The sequence below is a fragment of the Flavobacterium urocaniciphilum genome (assembly GCF_900110615.1).
Taxonomy (GTDB): domain Bacteria; phylum Bacteroidota; class Bacteroidia; order Flavobacteriales; family Flavobacteriaceae; genus Flavobacterium; species Flavobacterium urocaniciphilum.
Map to the genome: position 1 here is coordinate 379,575 of NZ_FOEI01000002.1, position 12,853 is coordinate 392,427.

Annotated in this window: 12 protein-coding genes and 1 other RNA gene; 7 read left to right on the forward strand and 6 right to left on the reverse strand. The window is 30.1% G+C overall.

Translation table 11 applies throughout. From position 1 onward, the window contains the following. The first annotated feature begins 313 nt into the window (after positions 1–313). From BMY86_RS05870 to hemL, 4 genes are read left to right on the forward strand one after another with little or no spacing between them, the layout of a single operon-like run. Entirely contained in the window at positions 314–2,221 is a 1,908-nt protein-coding gene (locus BMY86_RS05870) for a T9SS sorting signal type C domain-containing protein (RefSeq protein ID WP_091466404.1), read from the forward strand. A gap of 60 nt (positions 2,222–2,281) precedes the next feature. Beyond that, a complete protein-coding gene (locus BMY86_RS05875; protein ID WP_091466406.1) occupies positions 2,282–3,172 on the forward strand; it encodes a 1-aminocyclopropane-1-carboxylate deaminase/D-cysteine desulfhydrase in 891 nt (296 codons plus the stop codon). Continuing rightward, entirely contained in the window at positions 3,169–4,017 is an 849-nt protein-coding gene (locus BMY86_RS05880; RefSeq protein ID WP_091466408.1) for a glucosaminidase domain-containing protein, read from the forward strand. Before BMY86_RS05875 ends, BMY86_RS05880 begins: the two co-directional genes overlap by 4 nt. After that, positions 4,017–5,303: a glutamate-1-semialdehyde 2,1-aminomutase gene (gene hemL, locus BMY86_RS05885; protein WP_091466410.1), complete on the forward strand. Its 1,287-nt coding sequence runs from the start codon at positions 4,017–4,019 to the stop codon at positions 5,301–5,303. The genes BMY86_RS05880 and hemL overlap by 1 nt, the downstream gene beginning before the upstream one ends. Before the next feature lie 40 nt (positions 5,304–5,343). Here hemL and BMY86_RS05890 read toward each other — a convergent pair whose 3' ends face one another. From BMY86_RS05890 to BMY86_RS05915, 6 genes are all read right to left on the reverse strand, one after another. Continuing rightward, positions 5,344–5,676 carry a hypothetical protein gene (locus BMY86_RS05890; RefSeq protein ID WP_091466413.1) on the reverse strand — a complete coding sequence of 111 codons (333 nt, stop codon included), beginning with the start codon at positions 5,674–5,676 and terminating at the stop codon, positions 5,344–5,346. 67 nt (positions 5,677–5,743) lie between these two features. Next, positions 5,744–6,139: a hypothetical protein gene (locus BMY86_RS05895; protein WP_091466416.1), complete on the reverse strand. Its 396-nt coding sequence runs from the start codon at positions 6,137–6,139 to the stop codon at positions 5,744–5,746. A 103-nt stretch (positions 6,140–6,242) separates the two neighbouring features. Next, on the reverse strand, positions 6,243–6,722 hold the full coding sequence (locus BMY86_RS05900) for a YybH family protein (protein WP_091466418.1): 480 nt from the start codon (positions 6,720–6,722) through the stop codon (positions 6,243–6,245). 138 nt (positions 6,723–6,860) lie between these two features. After that, entirely contained in the window at positions 6,861–7,901 is a 1,041-nt protein-coding gene (locus BMY86_RS05905; RefSeq protein WP_091466421.1) for a cysteate synthase, read from the reverse strand. 2 nt (positions 7,902–7,903) lie between these two features. Continuing rightward, complete coding sequence (locus BMY86_RS05910; protein WP_394332562.1) at positions 7,904–10,003, reverse strand: S9 family peptidase; 2,100 nt, start codon at positions 10,001–10,003, stop codon at positions 7,904–7,906. Between the two features lie 45 nt (positions 10,004–10,048). Next, complete coding sequence (locus BMY86_RS05915; RefSeq protein ID WP_091466424.1) at positions 10,049–11,098, reverse strand: glutaminyl-peptide cyclotransferase; 1,050 nt, start codon at positions 11,096–11,098, stop codon at positions 10,049–10,051. A gap of 87 nt (positions 11,099–11,185) precedes the next feature. Here BMY86_RS05915 and ffs point away from each other — a divergent pair. The 3 genes from ffs (at position 11,186) to BMY86_RS05930 (ending at position 12,827) form a co-directional block, all read left to right on the forward strand. Then, positions 11,186–11,284: signal recognition particle sRNA small type (ffs, locus tag BMY86_RS05920), an RNA gene on the forward strand. An 89-nt stretch (positions 11,285–11,373) separates the two neighbouring features. Continuing rightward, complete coding sequence (locus BMY86_RS05925) at positions 11,374–12,414, forward strand: M28 family metallopeptidase (RefSeq protein WP_091466427.1); 1,041 nt, start codon at positions 11,374–11,376, stop codon at positions 12,412–12,414. Further along, positions 12,414–12,827: a type II 3-dehydroquinate dehydratase gene (locus tag BMY86_RS05930; RefSeq protein WP_091466429.1), complete on the forward strand. Its 414-nt coding sequence runs from the start codon at positions 12,414–12,416 to the stop codon at positions 12,825–12,827. The genes BMY86_RS05925 and BMY86_RS05930 overlap by 1 nt, the downstream gene beginning before the upstream one ends. Positions 12,828–12,853 lie beyond the last annotated feature (26 nt).

The window sequence follows — 12,853 nt, forward strand, 5'->3', positions numbered from 1 at the left end:
TGTAAATCTCACTTTAACAAATGTAAAAAAATTTTATCAAAAAATAACAATAAAAAGTGTTAAGAATTTAAAAAAAAATTATTATCATGTGTAAAAAATATTCGACAAAAAGCTAAGTTTATCGATAAATATTTAAAAAATTAACAAAATTTACGTTTTATCTTATTTTTATGCTTTTTATGGTGTTAATTTTTAAAAGTAATTAAATTTGCATACTTTTGTTTTATAACAAATTACAGATAAAAACGTTTTTTTTTAACAAAATTTTGTGTTAACTTTGAACCTAACTATTTGAGGATAAAAATTATATCATATGAAAAAAATATTACTAATTAATTTGATGGTAGCATTTACTTCAGTTGTAAATGCACAGTTGTTTGTAAAAGACGGCTCTTATGTTTACATGACGAACCAATACATGACTGTTATGCAGGATGTTAACTTAAACAACACAGGTAATTTTTACCTTAGAAATACTTCGCAATTATTACAAAAAGGATCTGGAGCTTCTGTGAATTCTGGAACAGGAAAGTTGTCTGTTTTTCAAGAAGGAACTGTTAATAATTTTCAATATAATTATTGGTGTTCGCCAGTTGGTTCAGGTGCTGCAGGTAATCCATTTGGTATTACTTTGTTAAACAGACCAACAGGATTAACTAGTTCTACTGCAGCTGAAATTTTGCCAACTAATAATTATAATGGTACGGCTACAGGTGGTGCAGGAAGTACTATGCAAATTGCTCCTTATTGGATTTGGAAATTTGTGTCTCTTTCTCCTGTATATGCTAATTGGCAGTATGTTGGTAATGCTGTAACTTTAAATCCTGGTGAAGGATTTACAATGAAAGGTACTTCTGGAACTGATGCTTTGGTTGCTGATGCTTCTGAATCTGTAGCTAATAAAACAGGAGCAGCACAACGTTATGATTTTAGAGGTAGACCAAATGATGGTAATATATCAGTTACGGTATCAAATGGTAATTTAACGTTAGTGGGTAATCCATATTCTAGTGCAATCAATCTAAATATGTATTTAGTTGAGCATACAGGTAGACAATATGATGGTTCTGGGAATGTTTCTGCTGGTGGTAATCCTAATGTTATTGATGGTTCAGCTTATTTTTGGGAACACAGTAAAACAGCAAATACTCATTTATTAGCAGGATATGTTGGTGGATATGGTACTTATGTGGCTAATGGTGTAAATGTAGGAACTCCAGGAACTTGGACTTCTGCTACTTGGAATACTTATAATGGAGACGGTACTTTAAATACTACAGGTGCGTCTTCAGGTTCAAACTTTAAAAGACAATTCTCTCCAATTGGACAAGGATTTATGGTTAAAGGAATTGCAGCAGGATCTTCAATTATGAAAAATGCTTATAGAGTTTTTGTTAGAGAAGGAGTTGCAAATAATTCAACTTTTGAAAAAAATGCAAATGTTGCGGATTCAAATACAGGTACAAATTGGTATGATATTCCTAATGTTGCCGGAATTGATTATACTCAAATTTCAAATTTACCAGTTCCTCAAATTAAATTGTTAGCAGTTTTAAATAATGCAAAATCTGTTGAAGTAGCTATGGCTTTCAATCCAAATACAACAGAAAGTTATGATTTAGGATATGATGGAGTTTCACCAGAAATTTATGCAAATGCTCCTGATATGGTTTATTTTGGTCAAAACAATAATGAGAAAAAATGTGTAATTACTACATTACCTTTCAATATTGAAGCTAGAATTCCAATTGCATTTAAATGTGCTGCTGATGCAAACATTAAATTATCTGTAAAAGATATTATTAATTTCTATGATTCTGAAAATGTTTATATTTTCGATAAACAATCTGGAATTTATTATGATATAAAAAATGCTGAATTCAGTATGAATATTCCTGCTGGAGAAAATAATAATCGTTTTGAAATTACGTTCAAAAATTATGATGCATTATCAAACGATATCAATTTAGCGGTGAATGCATTTGAAGTGTTTCAAAACAATGAAAATTCAATGTTAACAATCGTTAATACTCAAAGAAAAGAAATTGAATCTTGTCAGTTATATGATGTTGCTGGAAAATTAGTTTTATCTAAAAAGAATTTAGGTAAAAATGATTTAATTGAATTGTCTACAAATTCATTAAACAACGGAGTTTATATTGTAAAATTACTTACAAATGATAAAGTAACTGTTGAGAAAAAAGTTATCGTAGCGAATTAAATAATTAAATAATATATTTAATCCCGATTAAGTTTTACTTTTTCGGGATTTTTTATTGCTATGAATCAAAAAATTAATCAAGAATTTCCACATGAAATTTCTCTTTATATAAAAAGGGAAGATTTGTTACATCCTATTATTTCAGGAAATAAATTTAGAAAATTAAAATACAATTTAGAAGAAGCAAAAAAGCAAAACAAGAAAGTTTTATTAACTTTTGGAGGTGCTTTTTCAAATCATATAGTTGCGGTTTCGGCAGCAGGAAAAGAATTTGGGTTTCATGCAATTGGTATAATACGAGGAGATGAATTGTCTAATAAAATTGCTGAAAACCCTAGTTTATTAAAAGCGCAACAATTAGGAATGCAATTCGAATTTGTAACAAGAGAGCAATATCGTTTAAAGGATTCTTACGAATTTATGGAATCTTTATCTAATAAATATGGAGATTTTTACATAATTCCTGAGGGTGGTACAAATGAATGGGCTATTAAAGGTTGTGAAGAAATACTAACGGAGTCAGATTTTGAATTCGATTATATTTGTTGTGCCGTTGGAACAGGTGGTACAATTTCAGGTTTAATAAATAGTTCTGATTCTAATCAAAAAATTATTGGATTTTCTTCCTTAAAAGGTGATTTTTTACAAAATGATATTGCTAAATTTGCAAACAAACAAAATTGGTCCGTAAATTGTGACTATCATTTTGGAGGATATGGAAAAGTAACGGATGAATTAATAGATTTTATTAATACATTTAATTTGAATCATAAAATTCCATTAGATCCAATTTATACAGGGAAAATGATGTTTGGTGTTTTTGATTTAATTGCAAAAGGCTATTTTCCTAAACAATCAAAAATACTCACAATTCATACAGGTGGATTACAAGGTATTGCCGGTATGAACAATTTATTACAAAAAAAAGGAAAAACGACTATCGTAATATGACAAAGAAAATTTTAATTTTATTTTTATCCGTACTTTTTATTAGTTGTGGAGGTTCTAAAATCAGAACAACTAGTACAAAAACTCATCCTGTTACAAAAAAACATCCAATCAAAACAACTACAAATGAAAAACCAGTAGTTAAAGTTACTCCAACTGAAACAAAAACAACTGGGAGTGAGGTTTTAGTAGCTACTTCAAAAGTAAAAGCTACTACAGAAGATGTTAAAAAATACATTTTAGATTTTAAAGAAACCGCTAAAAACAATATGAAAACCCATGGTGTACCAGCAAGTATAACTATGGCTCAGGGTATTTTAGAATCGGGAGCTGGGTTTGGTGATTTAGCGAAACAAGCTAACAATCATTTTGGAATAAAATGTCATACTGGTTGGACGGGTGAATCAGTTAAATATGATGATGATGCCGAACAAGAATGTTTTAGAAAATATAAAGATCCGGCTGAATCGTATAAAGATCATTCTTTATTTTTAACTTCTAGAAAACGATATGAAAACTTGTTTAAGTTAGATAAAGGTGATTATGAAGGTTGGGCTAATGGTTTAAAACAAGCTGGTTATGCGACGGATTCACTATATCCATCAAAACTTATTGGGATTATAGAACGTTACGAATTGTATAAAATTGACAATGAGGTTTTAGGTAGAAATTTTGTCCCAAAACCAAGAGTTGTTGTTCAAGTGGAAGGGGAGCATGTTGTTCAGCAAGGAGATACTTTGTATTCATTGTCTAAAAAATACGGAATTACTGTTGACGAATTGAAAAGTTTAAATAATATAATGGATACCGGAATTGCTATCGGTCAAAAATTAAAAGTAAAAAAATAATGTTATATCAAAGAAGTAGTCAGTTATTTGTTGAAGCAAATAAAGTTATACCTGGTGGTGTAAATTCTCCAGTAAGAGCATTTAAAAGCGTTGGAGGTAACCCAATTTTTATTAAAGAAGCCAAAGGGGCTTATTTGTTTGACGAAGATGATAATAAATATATTGATTATATTAATTCATGGGGGCCAATGATTTTAGGTCATGCTCATGAGCCTGTAATCAATGCCATCATTGAAAAAGCTAAAAAAGGAACTTCATTTGGAACTCCAACAGAATTAGAAACTAAAATTGCAGAATTAGCCGTTTCTATGGTTCCAAATATTGATAAAATTCGATTTGTGAATTCTGGTACTGAAGCGTGTATGAGTGCAGTTAGATTAGCTAGAGGTTATACAAAACGAGATAAAATAATTAAATTTTCGGGTTGTTATCATGGTCATTCTGATTCGTTTTTAATTGCAGCGGGTAGTGGATTAAGTACGTTTGGTGTTCCTAATAGTCCAGGTGTAACAGAAGGAACTGCAAAAGACACTTTATTGGCTCGTTTTAACGATATTGAAAATGTAAAATCGTTATTTGAAGCTAATAAAAATGAAATTGCTGCAATTATTATTGAGCCTGTTCCGGGTAATATGGGTTGTATACCACCAAAAGCATCGTTTTTATCAAGTTTAAGAGCACTTTGTGATGAAAACGGTACGTTGTTAATCTTTGATGAAGTAATGACTGGATTCAGGCTAGCAAAAGGCGGAGCACAAGAATTATATGGAGTACGTGCAGATATCGCTTGTTACGGAAAAGTGATTGGAGGTGGTTTACCTGTTGGTGCTTTTGCAGGAAGAGAAGAAATTATGAATTACTTATCGCCAATGGGGCCTGTTTATCAAGCTGGGACTTTATCTGGAAATCCATTAGCTATGGCAGCTGGTTATCAAATGTTGTTGGAATTAAATTCTGATGCTCAGATTTTTTCTCGTTTAGAAGAAAAAACGGCTTATTTAGAAAAAGGAATTGATAAAGTTTTATCTGAAAACAATATCGATTTTACAATCAATAGAGTGGGTTCAATGATTTCTGTACATTTTGATAAAAATGAAGTGTATGATTTTGAAACCGCTAAAAATGGTGATAACGAGACCTTTAAAAAATTCTTCCATGAATTATTAAAGAAAGGAATATATATTGCGCCTTCTGCTTATGAAACTTGGTTTATTACGGATGCTTTATCGTATGAAGATTTAGATTATACGATTAAAAGTATTGATGAAGTAGCAAAAACATTGTAAAAAAAAATCCCGACATTGTCGGGATTTTTTTTATCTATTTTTAGTTTGTCAATTTTTTCAACAAACCTTGTCTGCTCTCGATTGCTTCCATTTGTTTTGCATCAAGAGTAGCTCTTAATTTTAATTCAATAATATGAGCTAATTCAGTTTTTCTTTCAGTAGAAAGATTTTCATTTAATGTTCTGTATTTGTATTCAAATAAACCCATTAAGTCTTGGCTTAATTTAGCATCTAATTTAATTACTTCATTAAGTGCTGTTAAGTTGTTTTTAGCTTCAACTTTTTCATCAACTTTTTTGAATTCTTTTTCTTGTGCGTTAGCATTAATTGTAAAAGCTAGTAGTAACACAAGAATACTAAGTATTTTTTTCATTTTGCGATTGTTTATAGTTTTTCCAAAAATATGAAAAAAAATTAATTTTTAAAGCTTTATTTTAAAATTATTCTCTTTTTTCTTTTCTTTTTTCTTTAACCTTTTCAATATTTTCATTTTGCATCGCTTCCCATTTCTTAAATTGTTCATCAGTTAAGACAGTTTTTAGCTTTGCTTTTAACTCTTCATGCTGTTTAGTCATTTTCTCTTTCATTTCAGCTCTAGCTTTTTCACGTTCTGCTTTTAATGCTTCTTTAGTAGCCATATTTTCTTTTTGTTGCGCTTCGAAAATTTCTTTAACTTTCTTTTTCTGAGTTTCATCTAAACCTAATTTCTCAGTAATGCGTTCTGTTCTTTTTTCTACTCGTTCTTCAGGAGTAATGTTTTTTCTTTTTTCTTTTCTTTCTTGTGCAGAAACACCTAATGTAACTAATAATGTAATTACCAATGCTAATTTTTTCATGATATAAGATTTAAAGTTTAGTATTGGACAAGATGTTTTTAAAATGGTTTAATGACACAAAAAAAAATCGGCAATATGCCGATTTTAAAAAGTTATTAATTGTTTAGTCTAGTTTGTCTGGACTCATTATGTCTATGGCATTTTTCCAAGTTCCGTCTTTTTGTTTTTTCCAAATAGTTACTCCTTTAAATGTTTTAACTTTTTCAGCTCCAGTTGAATCTTTCATTATTATTTTAGATTTTTCTATTAAATATCCCATGTCGCCACTTTCTGAAACTTCAGCACTAATTGGTTCCCAACTTATACTGAAATTTTTATCATTCAAAGATTCCGTTACCATATCACGAATTGCTTTTTTTCCTTTTAATTCAGGTCTACCAGCAGAAAATAATACAGCATCATCTGTCCAATAGTTAACCGTTTTATCAATGTCTCTTGATGCTGCTGCCACAGCCCAATCACGACTTGCTTGCATAAGTTTTTCACTTTCCTCTTTTTGGTCAACTTTCTTTTCTTGACAGCCAGATGTAATTAGTAGTAAAGTCGAAATAAATAGACTTTTAAAAAATGTAGTTGCTTTCATTTATATATAATTTTTATAGTTACATATTAATTAGTGCAGCTAGTTAATGTAGATAGGTGTAAATGTAATTTTTTTTAATAAAAAAACCCTCAAATTGGTTTAAAATGAGGGTTTTAGCTGTTGTATGGTAAGATTGTGTTATTTTATCACCACAATTTTTTCAATTTCATCTTGGTTTTCAATTTCTAAAAAACCTTGTTCTTGCATCCATTCATCACTGTAAATTTTACTCATATATCGAGAACCGTGATCTGGGAAAATTACAACAACATTGCTGTTTTCATTAAATTCACCAAGTTCTGCATATTGTCTTACCGCTTGAAATGCTGCTCCCGAAGTATATCCTACAAAGATTCCTTCTGCTCTGGAAATTTCTCTAGCTACTAAAGCACTTTCTTTATCAGTAACTTTTACATATTGGTCAATTATATCAAAATCGGTGGCAGTAGGAATTAAGTTTTTACCTAATCCTTCAATTTTATAAGAATAAATTTCATTTTCATCAAAAATCTTAGTTTCATGATATTTCTTCAAAACCGAACCATAAGCATCAACTCCTAAGATTTTAATAGCAGGATTTTTTTCTTTTAAATATTTTCCTACTCCGGAAATGGTTCCACCTGTTCCACTACAAATTACAACATGAGTCACTAAACCATTAGTTTGTTCCCAAATTTCTTTTCCAGTAGTTTGATAATGCGCTTCGATATTCAACTCATTAAAATACTGATTAATATAAATTGAATTCGGAGTTTCCTCATGAATGCGTTTGGCAACTTCATAATAACTTCTCGGATCGTCTGCAGCAACACTAGCTGGGCAAACATATACTTTAGCACCCATGCTTTTAAGCATGTCGATTTTATCTGGTGACGATTTGTCGCTAACTGCCAAAATACATTTGTATCCTTTAATCATACTAATCATTGCTAAACTAAAACCTGTATTACCAGAAGTAGTTTCAACAATTGTGGCACCTGGTTTTAAAATACCTCTTTGTTCTGCAGTATTAATTATGTGTAATGCAATTCTGTCTTTAGCTGAATGGCCAGGATTGAAAGCTTCTACTTTAGCATAGAAATTTCCTTTTAATCCGTCTGTAATTTTATTTAATTTGATAATTGGTGTGTTTCCAACTAATTCTAAAACAGAGTTATAGGCGTTTATTTTGTTGTTCATTTTTATTTTTTAATGTTTTCTAAATCGAATAAAAAGGCGAATTCTTTAGCTAATTCTTTTAAAGCTTCAAATCTTCCTGATGCACCACCATGTCCAGCGTCCATATTCGTATCTAAAAATAATTGTTTATTATTCGTTTTCATTACTCTTAATTTTGCTACCCATTTAGCAGGCTCCCAATATTGTACTTGCGAATCGTGTAATCCAGTTGAAACATACATATTTGGGTAATCTTGTTCTTTTACCTGATCATATGGAGAATAAGATAACATATAATCATAATATTTCTTTTCGTTTGGATTTCCCCATTCGTCATATTCTCCAGTTGTTAAAGGAATGGAATCGTCTAACATAGTCGTAACCACATCCACAAAAGGAACTTGTGCAATTACACCATTATATAATTCAGGCGCCATATTTACAATAGCTCCCATTAATAATCCACCTGCCGAACCACCTTCTGCATATAAATGCTTGTTAGATGTATATTTTTCAGCAATTAAATATTTACTACAATCGATAAAATCTGTAAACGTATTTTTCTTTTTTAATAGTTTACCATTTTCATACCAATCTCTTCCTAAGTCTTCACCACCGCGAATATGAGCGATTGCATAAATAAATCCTCTGTCTAATAAACTTAAACGAGTACTTGAGAAATAAGGATCCATTGATGAACCATATGATCCGTAAGCATATAATAATAATGGGTTTTTGCCATCTTTTTTCATGCCATTTCTGTAAACAATTGACATAGGAATTTTAGTTCCATCATGTGCAGTTGCCCAAATTCTCTCTTCAGTATAATTGTTTTTGTTGAAATTACCACCTAATACTTCTTGTTCTTTTAAGATGGTTTTTTCTTTTGTTTTCATGTTGAAATCAATTACAGAAGATGGAGTTGCCATAGATTGGTATCCATATCTTAAAATCTCTGTGTTAAAATCAACATTAGAAGTTGTATAGCATGTATACGTTTCACTATTAAAAGGTAAGTAATAATCTCCTGAACCATTCCAAGGTTTAATTTGGATTTTATTTAAACCATTCGAACGTTCTTCAATAACTAAATAATCCTTAAAAATTTCGATTCCTTCAATTAAAACATCTTTTCTATGCGGAATTAAATCGTTCCAATTTTCTTTTGAAGTAGCATTTTCAGCTGTTTTCATCAATTTGAAATTGGTTGCTTTATCAGCATTGGTAACGATGTAGAAATTTCCTTCGTAGTAAGAAATAGAATATTCAAGTTCGCGAACTCTTGGTTGGAAAATTCTAAAATTTCCATCGGGATTATTCGCTTCTAAAATTTGATATTCAGAAGTTAACGTACTTGTTGAACCAATGATTAAGTATTTTTTGGATTTTTCTTTATAGATGAATGTGTAAAAGGTGTCATCTTTTTCATGAAAAATCATTTCGTCTTTAGATGTATCGTTTCCAAGTTTGTGCTTGTAAACTTTGTCTGAACGTAATGTTTGTGGGTCTTTTCTAGTGTAAAATAAGGTTTTATTATCAGAAGCCCAAGTACTACCGCCAGTTGTATTCTCAATTTTTACAGGTAGAATTTCTCCTGTTTCTAAATTTTTAATTTGAATAGTATATTGTCTTCTAGATACTAAATCTACTCCAAAAGCAGCATATTTGTTATCTTCACTAATATTAATTCCAGAAAGATTGAAATAAGATTGACCTTTAGCCATTTCATTGCAATCAAACATAATTTCTTCTTTAGCGTCTAAACTGCCTTTTTTTCTAGAATAAATTGGATAATCTTTTCCGGTTTCAAATCGAGTAATATACCAATAACCATTGTATAAATAAGGAACTGTACTATCATCTTCCTTAATTCTCGATTTCATTTCTAAGAATAAATTATTTTGAAATTCTTTAGTATGAACCGTCGATAAATTGTAATAATCATTTTCTTTATTCAGATAATCAATTACTTCCGGATTTTCTCTTTCATTTAACCAATAATAATTGTCTGTTCTAACATTGCCGTGTTTTTCTAATTTTTTAGGAACAATTTTAGCTACAGGCGGTTGAATCGTATTCATTTTTTTCTTTTTGTTTTGTGAATGTATTTGATTAGTAAACATCAGTAAAATCGATGCAATGATTAATTTTCTCATAGGAAAGTTTTACTATTTGTTTAGTTTGATTTCAAACATTTTATCCCAATTTTTTCCTGTGATAAAAACAGTTTTTGTAGCTGGATTGTAAGCAATTCCGTTTAATACATCTAATTCAGGATGTTGTTTGACTTTTGATTTTAAATCGCTAAAATTAATAACCGATTCTACAGCTCCATTTTCTGGATTGATAATGATAATAGCGTCTTTTTGATACACATTTGCCCAGATTTTTCCATCAATCCATTCTAATTCATTTATTTGTGAAATAGCATTTGTGTCCGAATAAACATTAATAGAATGTGCTAATTTTTGAGTTTCAGGGTCTAAGAAATAAATCGTGCTAGAACCATCACTCATAATTAAATGTTTGTCGTTATGTGTTAAACCCCAACCTTCAATTTCAGCAAAATAATTAAATGTTTTTTCTTTTTCTAAAGTTTCGGCATTATAAATAAATCCGATTTTATTTTTCCAAGTTAATTGGTAAATTTTTCCATTAAAAACGGTGATTCCTTCTCCAAAAACATCTGGACTTAAAAGTATAGATTTTGAAACAGAACCCGTTTTGTAGTCAGTTTTTCTTAAAGTAGATTCACCATTTTGACCTGTTCCTTCTAAAAGAATTCCTTTGTAAAATTCTAAACCTTGTGTATACGCATTTGAATCGTGGTTATAAGTGTTTAGGATAGTATAGTCTTTTGTTTCGTATAATTTCGGAGTGATATTAGATACTAATTCAAAAGAAGTAACACATTCGTTGTTTTTCCCTTCAAAGTAAATAGTGGCTTTAATATCTTGTAAGCCAAATTTCAAATTGTTTAATGGAAAAGTTAAAGGTTTTTCATTTTTAGCAGTTCCTAATTTTATATCATTTGCAAAGTAAACTACAGAGTCGATTTTTACTTCTTCTTTGTTTTCTATACCTAAATTAATGCTTTCGTTTTGTTTGTAAACCTGTTTTAGGTTTTTTGAATCTATGGCGAATAAATCTTTTTCTTCACCGCAACTACCTAAAAGTATAGTTAAAGCTGTGATTATTAATAAGTTATTTTTTTTCATTTTTTATATTGTTTGAAATACAATAATACAATTTATTTTAAACTAAATTTTGATTTGCAAAGATAATAAAAGATTGTATATTTGCACCGGCAAGTCCTACACGACCAGCTCCTGCAAAATCCTCCAGGGTGGGAACGCAGCAAAGGTATGCGGTTGTAGCGGTGCGATGTAGGTCGCTTGCCTTTTTTTATTTTACTTTTCTTCTTAAAAATCTTATAAAATTTACCGGAATTTCACTTTTTTAGTTAGATTTGTGTTGTTTAAAATCGACATAAATGAAAAAGTTATTCTTATTACTTACTACTAGTGCAATTTTTATAAGTTGTTCCTCAAATAAATCTTCTGTTGCTGCAAGAAATAAAATGCCAGTAGATTTAACAAAATACGTAAACTTTATTAGTGAAGAAAATCTTTCTAAAAATTTACATGTTATCGCTTCAGACGAGATGGAAGGTAGAAATACTGGAGAAGAAGGTCAGAAAAAAGCGGGAAGATATATCATTGAACAATATGAAAGTTTAGGAATAAAAAACCCTCCAGGTTCTGCAAATTACTATCAAAAAGTGCCTTCAGAATTTATGCAAAAAGGATTTGCGCCAAAATTAAACGACTCTGAAAATATTTGGGCGTTTATTCCTGGTGCTGAAAAACCAGAAGAAGTAATTGTTATTTCAGCTCATTATGATCATATTGGTGTTAAAAACGGAGAAGTTTATAATGGAGCAGATGATGACGGTTCAGGAACTGTTGCATTAATGGAAATTGCAAAAGCTTTTATGGCTGCTAAAAAAGATGGTTTCGCACCAAAGCGTTCTATTTTATTTTTACATGTAACAGGTGAAGAGCATGGTTTACATGGTTCTAGATTTTACTCAGAAAACCCATTATTTCCTATTAAAAACACAGTAGCCGATATCAATATTGATATGGTAGGGCGTAGGGATACTATTGGAAATCATAAAGAAAATGGCAAATATGTTTATGTTATTGGTTCAGATCGATTAAGTTCTGAATTACATACTATTAATGAAGAAATGAATAAAAAATATGTTGGATTAAATTTAGATTATAAGTTTAATGATAGAAATGATCCAAATAGATTTTATTTCCGTTCAGACCATTATAATTTCGCAAAAAAAGGTATTCCTTCTATTTTCTTTTTTAATGGAGTGCATGAAGATTATCATGGTGCAAATGACACTGCAGATAAAATTGAATACGATTTATTAGCTATGCGTGCTCGATTAGCTTTTACTTTAGCTTGGGAATTAGCGGATAGAGAAAATAGAATTGTTGTGGATAAAGACGGTAAATAATGAAAATACTGATTCTGAATGGACCTAATTTAAATTTATTAGGAAAAAGAGAAACATCAATTTATGGAAATCAAGATTTCAATTCTTATTTTGTAGAATTGAAATCTAAATTTCCAACACTTCAACTAGAATATTTTCAATCAAACATTGAAGGAGAAATTATTTCAAAACTTCAAGAAGTAGGTTTCTCTTATGATGGTATTGTTTTAAATGCCGGTGCTTATACGCATACTTCAATTGGTATTGGTGATTGTATAAAAGCAATTGAAACGCCAGTAATTGAAGTACATATCTCAAATACTTTTTCAAGAGAAACGTTTCGTCATCAATCTTTTATTTCGCCAAATGCAAAAGGTGTAATAATTGGTTTCGGATTAAAAAGTTACGATTTAGCCTTAGAATATTTTAATTAATACAACCCTTTTAAAATTAAACTCGT